Source organism: Citrobacter sp. CF971 (assembly GCF_006385635.1).
In the GTDB taxonomy this organism is placed as follows: domain Bacteria; phylum Pseudomonadota; class Gammaproteobacteria; order Enterobacterales; family Enterobacteriaceae; genus Citrobacter; species Citrobacter freundii.
In genome coordinates this window covers 4,135,021-4,155,551 of sequence record NZ_CP041051.1, presented here as the reverse complement: position 1 = coordinate 4,155,551, position 20,531 = coordinate 4,135,021, and the positions used below count along the sequence as shown (strand labels likewise).

13 protein-coding genes and 4 pseudogenes are annotated in these 20,531 nt (G+C 48.1%); 9 read left to right on the top strand and 8 right to left on the bottom strand.

The window, feature by feature from the left end; all coding sequences use genetic code 11:
* Positions 1–7 precede the first annotated feature (7 nt).
* Entirely contained in the window at positions 8–256 is a 249-nt protein-coding gene (hybG, locus tag E6P06_RS23590) for a hydrogenase maturation factor HybG (protein ID WP_003024459.1), read from the top strand.
* A gap of 95 nt (positions 257–351) precedes the next feature.
* Here hybG and yghU read toward each other — a convergent pair whose 3' ends face one another.
* The gene (gene yghU / locus E6P06_RS23585; RefSeq protein ID WP_003846344.1) at positions 352–1,218 is read right to left on the bottom strand and encodes a glutathione-dependent disulfide-bond oxidoreductase; all 867 of its coding nucleotides are present in this window, start codon (positions 1,216–1,218) and stop codon (positions 352–354) included.
* 217 nt (positions 1,219–1,435) lie between these two features.
* Between yghU and E6P06_RS23580 the strand changes: the two genes are divergently transcribed.
* From E6P06_RS23580 to E6P06_RS23555, 6 genes and pseudogenes are all read left to right on the top strand, one after another.
* Positions 1,436–3,724 (top strand): FdhF/YdeP family oxidoreductase, encoded by a 2,289-nt coding sequence (locus E6P06_RS23580; protein WP_139935788.1) that lies wholly within the window; start codon positions 1,436–1,438, stop codon positions 3,722–3,724.
* 153 nt (positions 3,725–3,877) lie between these two features.
* Positions 3,878–5,737: a bifunctional glutathionylspermidine amidase/synthase gene (gss, locus tag E6P06_RS23575; protein ID WP_003838200.1), complete on the top strand. Its 1,860-nt coding sequence runs from the start codon at positions 3,878–3,880 to the stop codon at positions 5,735–5,737.
* 352 nt (positions 5,738–6,089) lie between these two features.
* Positions 6,090–7,520, top strand: a pseudogene (locus tag E6P06_RS23570) (N-6 DNA methylase); the annotation flags it as partial.
* Positions 7,521–7,889: 369 nt separating this feature from the next.
* Positions 7,890–8,245 (top strand): annotated as a pseudogene (locus tag E6P06_RS23565) (IS1 family transposase); the annotation flags it as partial.
* Positions 8,246–8,250: 5 nt separating this feature from the next.
* Positions 8,251–8,997: pseudogene (locus E6P06_RS23560) on the top strand (IS3 family transposase); the annotation flags it as partial.
* 29 nt (positions 8,998–9,026) lie between these two features.
* Positions 9,027–9,257 (top strand): annotated as a pseudogene (locus E6P06_RS23555) (hypothetical protein); the annotation flags it as partial.
* A gap of 196 nt (positions 9,258–9,453) precedes the next feature.
* Here E6P06_RS23555 and E6P06_RS23550 read toward each other — a convergent pair.
* The 4 genes from E6P06_RS23550 to E6P06_RS23535 all read right to left on the bottom strand — a co-directional run bounded on the left by E6P06_RS23550 (position 9,454) and on the right by E6P06_RS23535 (position 14,802).
* On the bottom strand, positions 9,454–10,260 hold the full coding sequence (locus tag E6P06_RS23550) for an endonuclease/exonuclease/phosphatase family protein (RefSeq protein ID WP_045332110.1): 807 nt from the start codon (positions 10,258–10,260) through the stop codon (positions 9,454–9,456).
* A gap of 86 nt (positions 10,261–10,346) precedes the next feature.
* Positions 10,347–11,975 (bottom strand): PTS transporter subunit IIBC, encoded by a 1,629-nt coding sequence (locus tag E6P06_RS23545; protein ID WP_045332109.1) that lies wholly within the window; start codon positions 11,973–11,975, stop codon positions 10,347–10,349.
* A gap of 59 nt (positions 11,976–12,034) precedes the next feature.
* Entirely contained in the window at positions 12,035–13,768 is a 1,734-nt protein-coding gene (locus E6P06_RS23540; RefSeq protein ID WP_114385764.1) for an alpha-glucosidase, read from the bottom strand.
* Positions 13,769–13,836: 68 nt separating this feature from the next.
* Complete coding sequence (locus E6P06_RS23535) at positions 13,837–14,802, bottom strand: LacI family DNA-binding transcriptional regulator (protein WP_139935787.1); 966 nt, start codon at positions 14,800–14,802, stop codon at positions 13,837–13,839.
* Between the two features lie 269 nt (positions 14,803–15,071).
* Here E6P06_RS23535 and E6P06_RS23530 point away from each other — a divergent pair, with 269 nt between their 5' ends.
* Positions 15,072–16,052: an IS5-like element ISKpn26 family transposase gene (locus E6P06_RS23530; protein WP_016156491.1), complete on the top strand. Its 981-nt coding sequence runs from the start codon at positions 15,072–15,074 to the stop codon at positions 16,050–16,052.
* A complete protein-coding gene (locus tag E6P06_RS28320; protein ID WP_326929774.1) occupies positions 16,034–16,279 on the top strand; it encodes a hypothetical protein in 246 nt (81 codons plus the stop codon). Before E6P06_RS23530 ends, E6P06_RS28320 begins: the two co-directional genes overlap by 19 nt.
* A gap of 205 nt (positions 16,280–16,484) precedes the next feature.
* Here the strand turns inward: E6P06_RS28320 and E6P06_RS23525 are convergent, their stop codons facing one another.
* The 3 genes from E6P06_RS23525 to E6P06_RS23515 all read right to left on the bottom strand — a co-directional run bounded on the left by E6P06_RS23525 (position 16,485) and on the right by E6P06_RS23515 (position 20,365).
* Positions 16,485–19,100 (bottom strand): TOPRIM and DUF927 domain-containing protein, encoded by a 2,616-nt coding sequence (locus E6P06_RS23525; RefSeq protein ID WP_162009209.1) that lies wholly within the window; start codon positions 19,098–19,100, stop codon positions 16,485–16,487.
* Positions 19,101–19,177: 77 nt separating this feature from the next.
* Positions 19,178–19,423, bottom strand: coding sequence for a hypothetical protein (locus E6P06_RS23520; RefSeq protein WP_114385767.1), 246 nt, complete (start codon positions 19,421–19,423; stop codon positions 19,178–19,180).
* A gap of 144 nt (positions 19,424–19,567) precedes the next feature.
* Positions 19,568–20,365 carry a hypothetical protein gene (locus tag E6P06_RS23515; RefSeq protein ID WP_114385768.1) on the bottom strand — a complete coding sequence of 266 codons (798 nt, stop codon included), beginning with the start codon at positions 20,363–20,365 and terminating at the stop codon, positions 19,568–19,570.
* Between the last annotated feature and the right edge of the window lie 166 nt (positions 20,366–20,531).

The following is a 20,531-nucleotide window of genomic DNA, read 5'->3' as shown; positions in this document are numbered from 1 at the left end:
GTCAGATATGTGTATTGGAGTCCCTGGTCAGGTTCTGGCCGTTGGTGAAGATATTCACCAGCTTGCGCAGGTTGAAGTGTGCGGCATCAAACGTGATGTCAATATTGCCCTGATTTGTGAAGGTGATACGGCTGAGCTGGTCGGGCAATGGGTGCTGGTGCACGTAGGGTTCGCCATGAGCATCATTGATGAAGATGAAGCTAAAGCCACGTTAGACGCACTTCGCCGTATGGAGTACGACGTCACCAGCGCGTGATTTTGTGCCGGATGGCGGCGCAAACGCCTTATCCGACCTACGGCATGACATCTTTGTAGGCCTGATAAGACGCCCCGGCGTCGCCATCAGGCATTTTAAGCCTGGCGCTTATCTTCGGTATTGGTATCGAAGTCGCTGGCGTCATGGCGTTCATGAAGCTGCTCGTTCAGCGGTCCGTTGGTACGGTTCACAATACGACCACGCTTAACCGCCGGACGCGCCGCAATCTCTTTTGCCCAGCGCTGCACGTGCTTGTAGCTTCCTGCATCAAGGAACTCTGCCGCGTCGTACACGTTACCCAGAACCACATTGCCAAACCACGGCCAGACTGCCATATCGGCAATGGTGTATTCATCTCCGGCGACAAACTGATGCTGCGCTAACTGTTTATCCAACACGTCAAGTAAGCGCTTGGCTTCCATGGTGAAGCGATTAATCGCGTATTCAATTTTAACCGGCGCATAATTATAGAAGTGACCAAAGCCACCGCCAAGGAACGGAGCAGCACCCTGTAACCAGAACAACCAGTTTAGCGTTTCAGTACGTTTTGCCAAATCCTGCGGCAAGAAATAACCATATTTTTCCGCCAGATAGAGTAGGATTGCGCCAGATTCAAATACGCGAACCGGTGGGTTTTGCGAGTGGTCACGCAGTGCCGGGATCTTCGAGTTCGGATTCACCTCAACAAAGCCGCTGGAAAACTGATCTCCATCGCCGATGCGGATAATCCAGGCATCGTATTCCGCGCCCTTCACGCCCTGCGCCAGCAACTCCTCCAGCATAATCGTCACTTTCTGCCCGTTTGGCGTACCCAGCGAATAGAGCTGCAGGGGATGCTTGCCAACCGGCAGCGTTTTCTCGTGTGTAGCGCCGGAAACAGGGCGGTTGATATTGGCGAATGCGCCGCCGTTCGATTTTTCCCACGTCCAGACTTTCGCGGGCTGATAGGTATTGTCTGACATAGTGACCTGCCTTCTGAGTGGTTGTTTGATGCAGTGTAGCAGCCAGGTAGAACTGAATTTAACAGATTGGGACTTTATGCCGTTTTGTGCTGAAAGGGGAAGATAAATCTAACCCGTTCATTGTACCTGGCCCGTACTCCATGAAGAGGAAATCATTGTTGCACGGAAATTGCTACCGTATTCACCATCAAAAATTGGCGGTGAATAAGCAGTAATAATGAAAAAGGGTGTTCCAGGAGTAAGCGGTTATCAGGGCCCGGCGGGTGGGTGGGGCGCGGTAAAAGCCGTCACTGCTTCGCTGTTTTCGCAAAAGGCTGTCGCCCGCGACATTATCGCGATGTTTAAAATGAACCAGGTGAAAGGGTTCGACTGTCCGGGCTGTGCATGGCCGGACCCTGGCCATCGGGCACCGATGGAGCTGTGCGAAAATGGCGTTAAGGCGGTTTCCTGGGAGACAACCAACAAGAAAGCGTCACCGGAATTTTTCAGCCGTCATCCGGTTTCTACACTCTGGCATTACAGCGATTATGAGCTGGAAAACATCGGTCGTTTGACGCATCCAATGAAATACGATGCCGCATCAGATACCTGGCAGGCGGTGGATTGGGATATCGCCTTCCAGGAAATCGGGGAGCGTCTGCGCAGTTATGATTCAGCCCAGCAGGTTGAGTTTTACACCTCCGGCAGAACGTCAAATGAGGCAGCGTTCCTGTATCAGCTGTTTGCCCGCGAATATGGCAGCAGCAACTTCCCTGATTGCTCAAACATGTGCCACGGACCGACCAGCGCAGGGCTAACGCCGGCCATTGGCCTTGGAAAAGGAACCGTTGAACTTGAGGACTTTGACCACTGCGATCTGGTGATTTGTATCGGGCATAACCCTGGCACTAACCATCCGCGCATGCTGACCACCTTACGCGACGTTGCCAAACGCGGGGCTAAAATTATCTCCATTAATCCGCTGAACGAAAGGGGGCTTGAGCGCTTTAGCTTCCCGCAAAGCGCGAAAGAGATGTTCACCGGTCAGGCGACGGCGCTGAGCAACGACTACTACCAGGTAAAAATGGGCGGTGACGCTTCGCTGCTCAAAGGCATCATGAAAGCGCTAATCGAAATGGACGAAGCGCGGATCTTATTGGATCAGCAGCCGACGCTCGATCATGCGTTTATCGAAGAGCATACCGCTGGATATGCTGCGTTGTATGATGACTTACGCCAGCGTAGCTGGGCGGAGCTGGAACAGGACTCGGGTCTGACGCGCAGTCAGATGGAAGATCTGGCGCACAGCTACAGTAAATCCCGCGCCACGATTGTTTGTTACGGCCTGGGCATCACCCAGCATAAAAACGGCACTGAGAACGTCCAGCAACTGGTAAACCTGCTGCTGCTGAAAGGCAATATAGGTAAGCCTGGGGCGGGGATCTGCCCGTTGCGCGGTCATTCTAATGTGCAGGGCGATCGTTCTGTGGGGATCAACGAAGCGGCGTCCGAAGATTTCCTGCAACGCCTTGAGACGTATTTTTCTATCCGTGTTCCGCGCAAACATGGTCGTTCCAGCGTGGAGAGTATTCGGGCCATCGAGCGGGGCGATGCAAAAGCACTCATCTGCATGGGTGGCAATCTGGCGGTGGCGATGCCCCAGCCGCAGCGTACCTTTGCGGCGATGAAAAATCTGGATCTGCAGGTCCATGTGGCGACCAAACTGAACAGATCGCACCTGCTGCTGGCAAAACACAACTATTTGCTCCCCGCGTTGGGTAGAACCGAGCGCGATCTGCAAGCTACGGGCATTCAGTCTGTGACCGTCGAAGACTCAATGTCGATGGTCCACGCGTCCTGTGGCGCGCTGAAGCCGGCTTCCCGCTGGCTAAAATCAGAGCCCGCGATTGTGGCGGGCATGGCGCGCGCCACGCTGCCGCTTTCGCCGGTAAACTGGGAAGCGTTGACCGGGGACTACGCGCTGATCCGTAATGCCATTGAAGCCGTGATCCCGGCGTTCCACGACTACAACGCCCGTATTGCCGAGCCGGGCGGATTTCGTATGGATATGCCTGCTTCGCGCCGTGAATGGCGAACGGAGAATGGCAAAGCCAATTTTATCGTCAGCCATCAGCGGGCGGTAGAGCGGGAAAATCAGCCTGCCGATACGCTGATACTGGCGACGCTACGCAGCCACGATCAGTACAACACCACGATTTATGGTATGAACGATCGCTATCGTGGCATTACCGGTCGTCGGGATGTGGTGTTTTTAAGCGCCGAAGAAGCGATGAGCCGCGGTCTGAGCCAGGGTGATGTGGTCAACGTTCAGGCGCTGGACGACAACGGTCAGCCCTGCGCGGATCGCATCATGTACGGTTTAACGGTGGTGATTTACAACATGGCGGCGGGCTCAATTGGCGCGTATCTGCCTGAAGCGAATGTCCTGCTCTCGTTGGACGCGGTGGATACACAAAGTTTGACTCCGGCCTATAAAAGCGTACCGGTAATCCTTACTCAGGTGTAGTTCCTGTTGTGAATTTTTCGCCTCTGAGCGCCAGCCGCTGCGTTGAGGTGTATGATGATGTCGACCTCTGTCCGGTTAGTGTCGCAGAGCAGGCAATCAGAGCGAAAAATTCACGCCAACCTGCTCAGGCTGTATTGTTTTGAGGTAAGGTGCATGAGCAAAGGAACGACCAGTCAGGATGCCCCATTCGGGACATTATTGGGCTACGCCCCAGGTGGCGTAGCAATCTACTCTTCAGATTACAGCTCCCTCGACCCGCGGGACTACGACGATGATGCGGCATTTCGCAGCTATATCGACGACGAATACATGGGCCACAAATGGCAGTGCGTAGAATTCGCACGCCGCTTTCTGTTCCTTAACTATGGTGTGGTCTTCACCGATGTAGGCATGGCCTGGGAGATCTTCTCCTTACGCTTCCTGCGTGAAGTGGTGAATGACAATATCCTGCCGTTACAGGCATTTCCCAATGGTTCACCCCGCGCACCGGTAGCAGGCGCGTTGCTTATCTGGCAAAAAGGCGGCGAATTTAAAGATACCGGGCATGTGGCGGTCGTTACCCAGTTGCTGGAAAACAAAATCCGTATTGCCGAACAGAACGTGCTCCATACGCCGCTGCCTCCCGGACAGCAGTGGACCCGCGAGCTGGAGATGGTGGTTGAAAACGGTTGCTACACCCTGCGGGATACCTTTGACGACACCACCATCCTTGGCTGGATGATCCAGACCGAGGATACTCGTTACAGCCTGCCGCAGCCGGAGATCGCCAGTGACTCGCTGAAAATTGGCGGCGCGCGACTGGAAGATAACGGGCAGTTTGACGGTAAATGGCTGGATGAACAGGATCCGCTGCAAAAAGCCTACGTGCTGGCGAATGGGCATGTGATTAATCAGGATCCGCATCAGTACTTCACTATTACCGAGAGTGCCGAGCAGGAGCTGATCAAAGCCACCAACGAGCTGCACCTGATGTACTTGCACGCGACCGACAAGGTGCTGAAAGACGATAACTTGCTGGCGCTTTTCGATATTCCGAAAATCCTCTGGCCGCGCCTGCGCCTTTCCTGGCAGCGTCGTCGGCATCATATGATTACGGGTCGTATGGATTTCTGTATGGATGAACGTGGACTGAAGGTGTATGAGTACAACGCCGATTCCGCCTCGTGCCATACCGAAGCTGGCTTGATTCTCGAAAGATGGGCCGAGCGTGGCTACACAGGGCAGGGACACAACCCGGCTGAAGGGTTGATCAACGAACTGGCGGGTGCCTGGAAGCACAGCCGCGCACGTCCGTTTGTCCACATCATGCAGGATAAGGATATCGAAGAAAACTATCACGCGCAGTTTATGCAGCAGGCGCTGCGTCAGGCCGGGTTTGACAGCAAAATTCTGCGTGGCCTCGATGAGCTACGTTGGGATGATGCCGGTCAACTGATTGACGGTGACGGCCGCCTGGTGAACTGTGTCTGGAAAACCTGGGCGTGGGAAACCGCGATTGAGCAGGTGCGAGAGGTCAGCGAAACGGAGTACGCCGCGGTACCAATTCGTACCGGGCATACGAATCAGGAAGTGCGTTTAATCGACGTGTTGCTGCGCCCGGAAGTGCTGGTCTTCGAACCTCTGTGGACGGTGATCCCAGGCAACAAAGCGATATTGCCAATCCTCTGGCAGCTTTTCCCGCACCACCGCTATCTGCTTGATACCGATTTCACTGTTAATGAAGAGCTGGCACAAACCGGTTATGCGGTGAAACCCATTGCAGGACGTTGTGGCAGCAACATCGATCTGGTGAGTCATCAGGAAGAGCTACTGGATAAAACCAGCGGTAAGTTTGCCGAGCAGAAGAACATTTATCAGCAGCTTTGGTGTCTGCCAAACATTGCCGGTAAATATATTCAGGTTTGTACCTTCACCGTAGGCGGTAACTACGGCGGTACCTGCCTGCGCGGCGATGAATCACTGGTGATTAAAAAAGAGAGCGATATCGAACCGCTGATTGTGGTGAAAGAATAATCGCAACCCCCTGTGGTGGTGACGTTGCTATCACGGGGTTATTTGATGGGAATAATTTTAGAAATACTCCAAAGCAAAAACCCGCCTTGTGGGCGGGTTCTTTAGAATAGTGGTGCCCGGACTCGGAATCGAACCAAGGATTCGTTTCTATAGCAACGAAATCACCGAATAACAGTGAGTTACCTTTACGCTTCGATTCCGAATGTACCACTATTTTGTACCACCCTCAATGCCTTCTGCTCCTTCTTGATACTTTTAACGCGGTATGGCCCACACATGATCAGGCTCCTTGTTTACCAGAGGGGCGACGGGGTATTCTTGCCAGTAATTTTACACTTTCGGTATCAGCCTAATGACCACTAATATTTCTTCTTTAGCCAGCCTTATCTGGTCCGTTGCCGACCTACTGCGTGGTGATTTCAAGCAATCCCAGTATGGTCGCATCATCCTGCCATTTACTGTACTGCGTCGTCTTGAGTGTGTACTCGCTCCTACTAAGGCACAGATACTGGCAACAGTAGAAAACACAAAGGCGCTGCCAGATCTCGCGAGAGATAAATTACTGCTCAATGCGTCAGGTCAGGCGTTCTATAACACCTCGCCGCTGGAACTGAGCAAACTGGGCGAAAATCATGTGGGTGATAACCTGGACGCCTACGTGCGGGCTTTCTCAAAAGACGCCCGTGAGGTCTTCGAGCATTTCAGCTTCGAGGCCAGCATTACCCTGCTTGAAGATGCGGACCTGCTGTATAAAGTTTCCCGTTCCTTTGCGACGGTAGACCTGTCACCTGAGGCGGTCGACAACTACCACATGGGCCTGGTGTTTGAAGAGCTGATCCGTCGCTTTGCGGAAAGTTCGAATGAGACCGCCGGGGAGCACTTTACCCCACGTGATATTGTGCGTCTGACGACCTCTCTGGTGTTCTCTGGTGATGATGATGTCCTGGCAAAACCCGGTGTTGTTCGCTCCATCTATGACCCAACGGCGGGTACTGGCGGCTTCCTGTCCTGTGGGATGGAATACCTGCATGAACTGAACCCGGCAGCTCGTCTTGCCACCTTCGGTCAGGAGCTGAACCCGGAGTCCTATGCTATCTGTAAAGCCGATATGCTGATAAAGGGGCAGGACATCAGCAACATCAAGCTCGGTAACACGCTCTCCGATGACCAGCTTCGCTTTAACCGTTTCGACTACTGCCTGTCGAACCCACCATTCGGCGTGGACTGGAAGAAAGTAGAGAAGCAGGTGCGTGATGAAGCTGATAAACAGGGCTTTAATGGGCGCTTCGGTCCAGGTCTGCCACGTGTATCTGATGGCTCTCTGCTGTTCCTGATGCACCTCATCTCGAAAATGCAGCCTGGTACTGACAGTACTGGTTCCCGTATCGGTATCATCCTGAATGGCTCCCCGCTGTTTACCGGTGGTGCAGGGAGTGGCGAGAGTGAAATTCGTCGCTATATTCTGGAAAACGATTTGCTGGATGCCCTGGTCGCACTACCAACCGATATGTTCTACAACACGGGCATTGCGACCTATGTCTGGGTACTGTCGAACCACAAACCCGCAGAACGTAAAGGCAAAGTCCTGCTGATTAACGCCAGTGATATGCATTCACCGATGCGTAAGTCTTTAGGCAGTAAGCGTAAGTTTCTGAGCGATGAAGTACTGAAAGAGATTGTCAGTCTGTACAGCCGCTACGAAGAAAGCTCCATCGCCAAAATATTCCCGAGTACTGCTTTTGGTTATCGGCGTATTACAGTAGAACGACCGCTGAAACTGGCGTTCTACCGGGGAGATTGTTCAATATTGAATTACAGCGAGGGTATAAGGGATATAAAAGCTTACCAATAGTGTTACTTTTGTTACCGAGGGGATTTTGAAACGTAACGGGAAAAACCTTGATATGACGGCGTGTTACCGTTGTTACGACTGTTACGGTGAAAAAACATCAATATGGGAAGAGCAGGCCCTCTTCATTTCAGAATGATGCCAGGGGGATATACTGATAATTCGCCGACTTATTGCGAGCATCTTAAACTTCAGCGTTAACAACTTTAATTACAAATACCGGCCCGCTCATTAGCAATCGCCTCATTGGTAATGCTGCCAACTTACTGATTTAGTGTATGATGGTGATTTTAAGGTGCTTGCGTGGCTTCCATTTCCATCAGATGTCCTTCCTGCTCCGCTACTGAAGGCGTGGTGCGTAACGGCAAAAGCACTGCCGGACATCAGCGCTATCTCTGCTCTCATTGCCGTAAAACATGGCAACTACAGTTCACTTACACCGCCTCTCAGCCCGGTACGCACCAGAAAATCATTGATATGGCCATGAATGGCGTCGGATGTCGCGCCAGTGCACGCATTATGGGCGTTGGCCTCAACACGGTTTTACGTCACTTAAAAAACTCAGGCCGCAGTCGGTAACCTCGCGCATACAACCGGGCAGTGATGTGATTGTCTGCGCTGAAATGGACGAACAGTGGGGCTACGTCGGTGCTAAATCAATTCGGCTCAGCGTCCGGCTGCTGACGCGCAGTTGTCTCTACGCATCACAGCGCTGGCACTTGAGCGCCGCCGCTTTGGTTACCGGCGCATCTGGCAGCTACTGCGTCGGGAGGGCCTTCACGTCAACCACAAGCGGGTATACCGCATCTATCATCTCAACGGCCTGAGTGTAAAACGCAGGCGACGCCGCAAGGGGCTGGCGACTGAGCGGCTTCCGCTTCTTCGCCCGGATGCGCCGAACCTGACATGGTCAATGGATTTTGTCATGGATGCACTTGCCAGCGGCCGCAGGATTAAGTGCCTGACCTGCGTGGATGATTTCACGAAGGAGTGTCTGACGATCACCACGGCATTCGGGATTACAGGCGTTCAGGTGACACGCATTCTGGACAGTATTGCGCTGTTTCGTGGCTATCCTGCAACGATAAGAACCGATCAGGGCCCGGAATTTACCTGCCGCGCGCTCGATCAATGGGCCTTTGAACATGGTGTTGAGTTGCGCTTAATCCAGCCGGGCAAGCCAACGCAAAACGGATTTATTGAGAGTTTCAACGGTCGCTTTCGGGATGAATGCCTGAATGAGCACTGGTTCAGCGATATTCTACATGCCCGGGAAATCATTAATAACTGGCGGCAGGATTATAACGAGTGTCGACCACATTCATCGCTGAATTATCTGACGCCGGCTGAATTTGCAGCGGGCTGGCGAAACGGGAAATATGAAGAAAAACCAACCGACATTACTAACTGAAGGTTGTATCTAATCCTGGGGGCAGGTCAATCTCAATGGACACACTCTGGTTATCTAGCGTGCTTAGCAATAAGCAACGTGTTGATGGCAACTACGCATGGCAACAGCGCATTATCAAACTGGCTCGGCGCATTATTGATATCGAAATTCGAGCACGAAAATCAGCTAAAGCAAAGGGTAAAGAAGCAGAAGTTGAACAAGCGGTGCCTTCAACCGATGACGAAATCACTGAAGAGGAAACAGATACCCCCGCCAACTAGCCAACTGGGCTCCCCTCAACTAGCCCCTCTCTAAGGGGCTCTTCAAAATTTGGTGTTGTGGATTTTGTAACACAGTTTTGGGACAAAAACGTGTCAGCGCCTTTACTAAATTAGAAAGTCCTGAATAACTACAGGTATTGCAAAGTCACGTAATTAAAAGTCCAGTATTGCTTAAGGTTTAGTCTATGAATAAACATTAAATAATGTCTACTTCCACCAGAACCCCAAAGTGATCCGATACAACCGGATAAAAATCGTTATTAAAAATCACCTGATGCTGCTTTACCACCATCGGTTGATTACTAAGAACCAAATCAATGCGTAGCGCTTGGCTATTTTGTTCCCAACCGTCAATATTTTTAATTACAGTAGTTCCGGAGTCTTTTATTTCTGCTATTTCATAACAATCTATCAAACCGCACTGTAATACATAATCATAACCTTCATTGCGTATATGGCTTGGGTTGTTGAAATCGCCTAATAGAAAGCTCAACTCTGTTGATAATGTTGCCTTTATTCTGTTGAACTGGTCCTCAAATGAGCTCTCTGAGTCACTCCACCAGCCGCAATGACAATTATAAAGATTGAAATCACCTCGTTGAGAAGTGACCTTAATACGCACTGCTCGCCTATGTTTCCAAAAGTTCACATCATAGTTATCACTTAGGTCAATGACCTCATGCTCGACAATCGGCAGTCGCGTCAAGAATGCCAGTCCCTCTTGATATACGTCATAACTTTGATGAACGAAATCCCATGTAAGTTGGTAGTGATAGCCGTATTCCATGAGTTTTTTCTGTAATAAATATCCATAGTTATCAGCGAGCACGGTGTGATTAGTTAATATATTGGCATCAACAGCCGGGCTATTTTGATGTTGATTCACTTCCTGTAATGCAACGACATCGCACCCTTGCTCGATAATGGCTTGCGCTACCACATCCAACTTTTCTAGTTGTTTCTCTTCTTGCCAACTATGGGTATTTAGCGTCATTAACTTCATTTATTATTCACTTATTCATTGTAGCGAGTTAAACGCAGCTCAAGGCTGCGTTTCTCGAGGTTATTTTATCTAGGGTAGAGAATGAATTACTCAGGTTGTGCTGAAAACTTCTCAACTAATCTAGATTTAATGACATCCACTCCTGGACCATAAATAACTTGTACTCCCTGTTCTTTAATTACAGCACCAAGTGCTCCTGTCGGCTTCCATAATGCATATTCAGCAACCAACTGCGGGTCATTAACTGTAATGCGCAAGCGAGTCATACAAGCATCAATCTCAGCAATATTGGCACGGCCACCTAAATTCTGAATAATAATGTCCATCTTCTCATCTTCTGACATGGATTCTGAACTTTCATCGAGGTAGTTACCCATACGGCCCGGTGTTGGCAATTTAAATTTGACAATGAGCACACGGAATAATCCATAGTTAACACCAAAGAAAACAATAGAAACCAATGCGAAGCGAACCAAATCACCACCGATTCCCGCTGAAACCATCATAGGTATACGAGTGAGTAACTCAATCAAACCAAAGGCATGTATACGTAGGTCCATCACATCGACCAACGCAAATGCAATCCCTGTTAATACCGCATGCGCAACATACAAAACAGGAGCAATAAACATAAACATGAATTCAATAGGCTCTGTCACACCGGTTAATAACACAGCAAGACACGCAGATAAAAACATTGGCTTGTATTGTGCGCGCTTATCACTATCAACACAGTGATACATCGCAAGTCCAATACCAATCAATGAAGACGCTGCGATAATAACTTGGCCCGCTTTAAAACGTGCTGGATGCACCGTATCTAATAGATGTTGGTAAGTTGTCGGATCGCTTAATTTAAGATTATTTAAATCGCTAACCCAAGCTAGCCATAGTGGATCTTGACCATAAACACTTGCCCCCGCATTCACCCCTGTTAAAAGCTCATAAGTACCACCCAACTCGGTGTAATTCATTGGAATAGTTAAAGTGTGGTGTAAACCAAATGGCAGTAATAAGCGCTCTAACGTACCATACAAGAAAGGAGCAGTGATCGGCGCAGTGTCTTTAGAGGTTGCAATCCATTGACCAAAATCATTAAGCGCACCTTGAATTAAAGGCCATACGATTGATAAAGCAAACGCAATAATCATCGAATAGAAAATAACAACAAAAGGTACAAAACGCTTACCGTTGAAAAATGCTAATGCCTGAGGTAAGCGAGCGAAGTCATGATAACGGTTAAATAAGTTGGCACCTAAATAGCCAGACATAATACCGATAAACACACCCATATTTAGAGCAGGAGCACCCAAAATATTAGTGAAGAATTGAGAGACAGGTAGCTCAGAACCAAATAGGCTCATCACAACCGCCTCGGGATCACTGAGCATAGCGTTATCCACGCCTAATATAACCCCAGTGATACGGTTAATTAAGATGAAGGCGATCAGCGCGGCAAATGCTCCTCCTGCACGTTCTTTAGCCCATGATCCACCAATAGCGACAGCAAATAATAGGTGAAGATTAACTATGATCCCCCAGCCTATGTTTTCCATAATAGCGCCTAGTGTTTCAATGGCACCAATACCACCGGCATACATTGCGACAACTTTACCGAGTGATATCATGATACCAGCGGCTGGCATCACCGCGATAACAACGATAAGGGATTTCCCAAATCGTTGCCAAAAATCAAAAGATAGTAACTGACTCATAAATGATTCCTTGGTTTAAATGCAGGGTAGCCTTATCAAGGCCCTGCGATAAATATAATTTAGTGCTTTCTTGCAAATATATACGCAGCATAAGGTGGGGCAATTTGCGTCGCTATAAAATCTGAGCGAACGTGTTCATTGTTGATATTCTGATTATCAAGCATTAACTCGCCTAATTGCATGCGGTCGATATCAACGATGCTCTCTTGTGGACTTAAATTGGTAATAATGGTCCATGTCATATCTTGTGCAACACGTTGATAAGCATAGATATTAGGGTCGTTAGGTAGCAGCAATTGATAGCGGCCAACCACTAAACTTACATTTGACTTACGCAGAGCAATCAGCTGCTTATAGAAACTCAAAATCGAATTTGGATCATTCTGTTGTTGCTCAACATTGATATCTGCGTACTGTTGATTGACGGAGAACCAAGGTTGCACCTCAGAAAAACCGGCAAAATCCTGCGCATTCCATTGCATTGGCAAGCGACTGTGGTCGCGAGATACTTGATTTAACAAGGCTAAGATGTCTGCATCGCTTTGACCTTGTTGAGATAGCTTTTGAATTAAATTTCTAGCAGACACATCATTAAATTCATCAAGAGAAGTAAACTGATGATTTACCATACCAATCTCTTGGCCCTGATAAATAAACGGAGTTCCTTTCATCAAGAAATAACAACTCGCTAACGCGGTAGCACTGGCATACCTAGAGGTAGGGTCGGCAAAAGTATCAATGCTACGAGCTTGATCGTGGTTTTCTAAATAAAGCGCATTCCAGCCTTTACCTTCTAATGCATCTTGCCAACGCGATAAAATGCGTTTGAACTCCACTAGATCTAAAGGCACGTTGCTTTGTTCTTCCGACCATAGCTTCATGTGTTCAAACTGAAAAATCATGTTGAAAACACCGCCTTGATCGTGTTCGGTCGCTTCGGCAACCCAAAGTAATGCATTGTCGGCAGTCACCCCATTAGCCTCACCAACTGTCACTATGTTAAAGGGATCAAACGCCTGCTCTTTTAACTCATGCAGATGTTTTTCAATCCCTGCCACATTCATATGATAATCAAACGAAGAGACATACTTTTCACCCTTTGGATTGGGTAAAGAAGGTAAACCTGGTTGTTTCTGAATATGGCTAATTGCATCCACACGGAAGCCATCAATACCACGCTCCAACCACCAATAAATCATTTTAAATAGTGTTTGTTTAACTTCAGGATTTTCCCAATTCAGATCAGGTTGTTTTTTTGAAAATAGGTGCAAGTAGTACTGTGCAGTTTTTTTATCATATTCCCATGCACTGCCATGAAAAATACTTTCCCAGTTGTTTGGGTCGCAAGTCGGTTTTTCAGCGGTAGGCTCACAACCATCACGCCAAATATACCAATCGCGCTTAGGGCTATTTTTGTTATCTCGAGATTCAATGAACCATGGGTGCTCGTCGCTAGTGTGGTTGATCACTAAATCCATAATAATGCGAATGCCACGTTTATGAGCAGCACTGATTAGTTCATCCACATCCTCAAGGGTTCCAAAGTCAGGATGAATCGCTTGATAGTCACTAATATCGTACCCGTTATCATCATTAGGTGATGCATAGAATGGGCAAATCCATATTAAATCAATGCCCAAATCAGCAAGATAATCGAGCTTAGCAATGATGCCATTGATGTCACCAATACCGTCCTGGTTTGTATCATAAAAACTACGGGGATAAATTTGGTAGGCGGTTGCTTTCTTCCACCACGCGAGTGGTTTTGAGTGCATATTAGGAGCGAGTGTCATCGGTTATACTATATGCGTTATCGTTAACACATATAGTTAAGTAGAACCGATTTGGACTCAACACAATTTCAGAGGAATTGTGAGCTTTCTCTCATCTTTATGTCGAATGTGCCTTCAACAGAACTGAAATCGCGCTTGAGCAATTTTTTGACAGCTTGGTAGCCCACTTGATAGTAGTTAAAAGCGACAGTCGTCAGGCTCGGGACTAACAAATCGCTGTAGTCATAGTCACCCATGCCTACAATCCATACGTTATGACCGATCTTGAGTTGCTGTTCTTTGGCGCGACGATATAAACGAATGGCAATATTATCGGTGGCACAAAAATAGACATGATTAGGCTGTAATTGAACGGCCTGATAGCCAGCTTTGTCCTCCGAGTTGGCTAGGGCTTGTAGTGATAAATTCAACTCAGGGACGGTGTCGGTAATAGTGGCTTGCATCAACTTAGTGCGGCTAGAAAGCATACGCTCATCATAAATATAATGTACGGCAGCCAGCGGTGCCTGCTGCTGTTTTAACTGAGTGATGGTGTGGGAGACGAGGGCTTTAATCGCTGCATGATCGGGGTAATATAAACAGCAATGGTGGGGGGTATTTTTGCCAATAAATACCACATTGTCTAAGGTTCGATAAAAAGTCTCTTCGACACTGTGCTTTGACGCAATAATAATCGTGCCCAATGCATTTAAGCCGTTAAACTCTCTCACAGCTTGGCATTCTGACTCATGGTTAAACCCTGTGGCATGAAACAGCATTCGTACTTGTGATTCATTGGCAGCAGCCAGCGCCCCTTTAATCACTAAACTGGTCGTATATGAATCAATACGAGGCGCGATGAAACCAATAATATTGGATTGGCTACGAATGGAGCGAGCAAATATATTAGGCGTGTAATGGCTCTCTTTGACGATGGCATCAATTTTAAGGCGGTTCTCTTCCGAGACATAACCGCCATTAAAGTAACGCGACACAGTCATTGTTGAAATTCCAAGCTGCCTTGAAATCTCAGCCATGGTCATTTTTTTACTCATTACCTATTTCCTTCAATAATGCACTATTGCCATATCTCCAAGTGACTTCAAGATACAGAATTCAGAGTTGAGTCACTTGGGCATAGTATCCAATATATTGGCTAACAACACAGTAAATAAAACTGGGTGGACGTATGAGTGTTTAATTTTCACTCACAAGATTTAGACCTGAACTCAAGACCAGGGAGCGAGCATACCTTGGGAAGGTGCGAACAAGTTCCTGATATGAGATCATCATATTCATCCGGAGCGCATCCCAGAGGGACATCATGAGCCATCAACTCACCTTCGCCGATAGTGAATTCAGCACTAAGCGCCGTCAGACCCGAAAAGAGATTTTCCTCTCCCGCATGGAGCAGATTCTGCCATGGCAGAATATGACCGCTGTCATCGAGCCGTTTTATCCCAAGGCGGGCAATGGCCGACGGCCCTATCCGCTGGAGACCATGCTGCGTATTCACTGCATGCAGCATTGGTACAACCTGAGCGACGGTGCCATGGAAGATGCCCTGTACGAAATCGCCTCCATGCGCCTGTTTGCCCGATTATCCCTGGATAGCGCCCTGCCGGATCGCACCACCATCATGAATTTCCGCCACCTGCTCGAGCAGCATCAACTGGCCCGTCAATTGTTCAAGACCATCAATCGCTGGCTGGCCGAAGCAGGCGTCATGATGACCCAAGGCACTTTGGTGGATGCCACCATCATTGAGGCACCCAGCTCTACCAGGAACAAAGAGCAGCAACGCGATCCGGAGATGCATCAGACCAAGAAAGGCAATCAGTGGCACTTTGGCATGAAGGCCCACATTGGTGTCGATGCCAAGAGTGGCCTGACCCACAGCCTGGTCACCACCGCGGCCAACGAGCATGACCTCAATCAGCTGGGTAATCTGCTTCATGGAGAGGAGCAATTTGTCTCAGCCGATGCCGGCTACCAAGGAGCGCCACAGCGCGAGGAGCTGGCCGAGGTGGATGTGGACTGGCTGATCGCCGAGCGTCCCGGCAGGGTAAAAACCTTGAAGCAGCATCCGCGCAAGAACAAAACGGCCATCAACATCGAATACATGAAAGCCAGCATCCGTGCCAGGGTGGAGCACCCGTTTCGCATCATCAAGCGGCAGTTCGGCTTCGTGAAAGCCAGATACAAGGGGCTGCTGAAAAACGATAACCAACTGGCGATGTTATTCACCCTGGCCAACCTGTTTCGGGTGGACCAAATGATACGTCAGTGGGAGAGATCTCAGTAAAAACCGGAAATAACGCCAGAAATGGTGGAAAAAATAGCCTAAATAGGCTGATTCGATGTGTTTGCGGGAAAAAAATCGGCCCAGATCCGCGAAATTTTAATCAGCGAGTCAGCTTGGGAAGAAATGACCTGCTTATTCGCACCTTCCCTAGTGGTGTGGTTGCATATGGTAGATGTGACATTTGCATACATCCCGTTACATTTAATCAATGTGTTTTAATAGCATAGACAAAAAAAGCCCTTTGTAGTGGTATAGTGAACTTAGCTACTTCGTCTATTCTGACAACAGAATGGCTGGCGGGATCCCAACTTGATGTTTTTTAACGGTAACAAAAGTAACAGCGTCACACGCCGTCATATCAACGATTTCTCTGTTACCGCCCATGCTGAGCAATCGTAACAAAGTAACAAAGGGGGCAGAGCCCCCAGTGTATTACACGGTGTATTGTGGTTCGTCACTCTGTGCTGGCTCTGTCGTCTCTGGTCCATCCCCCAGAAGCCTCCCCGAAATGACATAGACCTTACGAGTACCCCCGCCGGGTATTCGTCTTGTTATCGCTGCTGTACCAGGAAGAAAATCATTTTCATGCAGCACCTTAGCAACATTTCGGTGGTCTAGTCCTCGGCACAACTCATCCCTGAAAGCGGCAGGGTAAACCCAGAAATCACGCTCGGTTTTTACTCCCCATACAGGACAATTTGTTACCTGTCCAAAACGCGAGTCACCCCATGTCAGCAATTGGGCCTTAACGGACTCAATGGCCTGGTTTGATTCATGGGAGCCTTCCCCACGTCCGGCCAGCCAACTATCGAAGCAAGCCTTAACGCCACGGGAAGATTCACCCTCCGGCCATCCGGTGATCTCCCGGGCCAACTCACCAGCAGCAGCCACGAGAGCAAAGCGGTTAGCGGCACGTTTGATCTGACCATCTGCCCCCTCTGGCACATGAGCAAGAAATTCAGCCATCAGACACTTGAGCCTGGCGGTGAATCCAGCCTTATCCGCCGTAAGCAGCCCCAGAAATGCACGGGCAGCCGTACCATAGAAGCTCTTACTGTCACGGTTCAGAGCCTCGGCGAAGCTGGCACCGTCATTGTAACCATGGAGTTCCTCAAACAGCCCCAACCCCTTACCAGCATCTGCCGGAATATCGATAAAACGCACTTCCTGCCCGGCTTTAACCTTCTTACCATGCTGTTCCATCAGGTTCGACAGAGATACCTCACCCGCTGACATGAAGATTAAACGCCACGTTTTAATCGCTGCTGCACCTCCCGTCCGGTTTGCCCGCGCCTTACTCGACCCATTAGCAACCATGTAGACCGTCATAGCCGCCTCAGCCGGGTTTTCATCCGCCATCTGCCCTAACTCATCAATCACCAGCGTCGCATCGTTATGAGCAAAGCAAACACCTTCCAGCCCGTTCGAAGTGGCACGCCACGTTACGAGCTTATCCGGGGCCCCCCAGACAGACTTACAAACCCGAAGACCTGTTGACTTCCCCCGGCTGCTCTCACTACGGATATGAAACCCACCCGATTCAAGTGAACTGTCCAGTTCCAGCAGCGGCCCGGCAAGCCCTGCAGCAACCATCAGAACTAACCGACTGTTGCCGACACACTTAGCTGCAACGCCTTGCTGCCAGTCCTCCAGGCTACCTGACTGCTGATAGCCTGGGGGGGTCCCAGCAAGCGATTGATAAATTACCGTCTCGCTGGATGCACCTATCGCCTCATCAGGAAGCACGTAAACATCACCGAACCAGCCCGTTTGCGATACGCTCCTGGCCCGGTCTACTGGCTGGACAGTATTGATGTAACTCAAAAGGGACCTGGTCTCTGCGGGGTCATATTGCAGCCCACGCGAGATCAACGGCTCAAGTACGACTGAAAGATCTTTAACTAACGCAGCCCTCGGTAATGCAAACTGGTGCGTATGGTTATCCATATCTGCAAACTGAAGGACTAATCCCCAGTCTTCACTCGCCTTATCACGTGACAACGCGACAGGGTAAATAGCAGTACTAACCTTTGTGCTACCGGACTCACGCTTCTGACACAGCCAGCCATTCAAGAAGAAGAAGCTGGATGGAATTCCCATTCTGGCATGAGCGATAACGGGCCCCAGTTGCCTCTTCAGCTCGTCCATACCCTCCAGTAGCATCAGATCGTTGGCATCAGTGGGTTTACTCGCCTCGTCCTGAAATTCAGGAATGAAAACGGATACCCCCTCAAATGCTTTTGCGACCTTTTCAGCAGCCTCTACCCCTGCGTTTTTCTCCTTATATTTATCGTTATCGGCAACAATGACGATTGGAGCCTTTGTATGTAAGCGAACAGACTCGACAACCGGGTAAATATTCCCGCAGTCGATCGCCATGACGGATGTATATCCCGTGGCATCAAAGCAGGACGCCGTTGTTGCATATCCCTCAGCAATTAAAATGGTGCTGTCATCACCCTGAATAACATGGCAGGCACCTTTCTTTCCGCAATCCTTAAAGAAATATTTGGTTCCATCAGGAAAAATACGCTGAGCATTAACAAACGCTCCTCCGTAATAATGAATAGGAATGATTAACTCATTGCCATCCATTAAAAGGCCATTACCCGACACTTGCTTCTTTAACAAATAAGGATGCTGTGGTGATGCTTGCGGTAGTAATTTAAGATGATTAGCTAGTTCAATACGGTTTTCAATAAATAGACTATCTTTTTCCTGTATCCGTTTTTCCTTTAGCATTTTCAGCTCATTAATCTTTCCCTGCTGTTCTTCTGGTATTAATGAATGCAGGCTATGACTATTCCATATTGCCTCACCCAACCCCTCATGAAAGCTATTAATGTATATCCTGTGAATCTTACCTTCTTCATCACCATATATATTGAAATAACCGCTGGTCTCGTTTGGTTTATCAGATGCATCCTTAAATCTGGGGTGGTCGGTATCGACTGCCTTTAATTCAGCATCCTCTGCGGCAATACCATGATCTATTCCTAACTGTAATGCTCCGATTAGTGCATTTTCGTTATGCTCTTCAATATTCATATTGACTCCCCGCATGACTTTCGCAAGGGGGATTTGACGTTCCCCCTTGCGGGTGAAGTCAATGCGATATTGTATAGTTAATTGCAGGTCAGTTCGAAATGCTCAAAGCTTCCGTAAGGGCTCATCACAAGGCGCATGGTACAGTACCCACTTCTAGAGAAAAACTGATAGTTGTCATGTTCTTCACTGTAAATCACATGCCCGTCCTCAACATGGATGATATCCTTGAGTAATACATAAACGTATTCGCACTTTTCCTCGATGGAAGTGATCTTATTAAATGCACCAACTTTCTCTAAGAAATTCATTTTGTTACTTAGCATATTGATCCCCTCATTGTGGCAGCAGGAAGGCCCCGCAACTCGAACGGAATCTTATTGAAGTTTTCTATGTGATGTCTATCGAAGAGAGGTGGCATATAGCCGTAACGGGAAAATGCCATCAGAAAAAACTTGACATACATAATTTCATTTAGAGTGCTTCAATACATCCTTAATCCATTGAATACTCTGTATTCTAAGATCTCGCCCAGATTTGTTTTTATTTGTTGTTTCCTTCAACTCCCATTGTGAATACTTCCAGTACTTTTTAAGTAGTTCATTGTTGTGACTTAAAAAATCACAATGCCTTTCATAACCAAAGAGTCCACCTTCCATCAGTGCCACTTCGATATATCTATCGATTTTCTTTTTATCTGCATTTTTAAATTCAAAAATATTTTCCAACTCGTCAGAAAGCATTCCATTAAAGACTTTGTCTGGATGAGTTATTTGAAGACTACTGTACATCCGTTCGGAAAACCTCATTCTGAATAATATATACCGTCCTATCTCTGCATCTTTTTTATGTTTTATCTCATCACCATCGCTCTTTCTTAAATGAAATGCTTTTTGTATGTTACTCCCTTTCTTATTAACAGTCTCTTTGAGTCGCGAAGATAAATACTTTTTCATGTCCTTATTTAACTCCCACTCATCATTATCTAAAAACATGGCGATTATAGAGAGGACCTCAAGAGCAGACTCTAAGGGTACGTACTTACCAGTCCTAGATTCACATTTTTTCAGCAAAGGTGATATATAACTGAAGAAAATTGGCTCTGCATCGAATGGAGGTTCAACCGGTACTGAACTAAATTCTTCATCCATCACCGCAAATTTTTTATAATTAATCTGTTTTAAGGCGGTCTCGAATCTCTCTTCAAAATATTTCCGTTTATCTTCATCAGCATCGGGCGGTAGATAAACATCGTTTTCATCACTCATAGAACCCCCTTAAAAAATAGAGATAATAGCCTGCCATAATATTTATTCAGCGGTAGGAAGGAACCTTAGCATCGAACCTACAAAAAGTCTCTGATTTGCTCATAGTAATATCGCTCGATATACCATCAGCCATTTCGAAAAAAGATACAGAATTTCTGGTACTGAT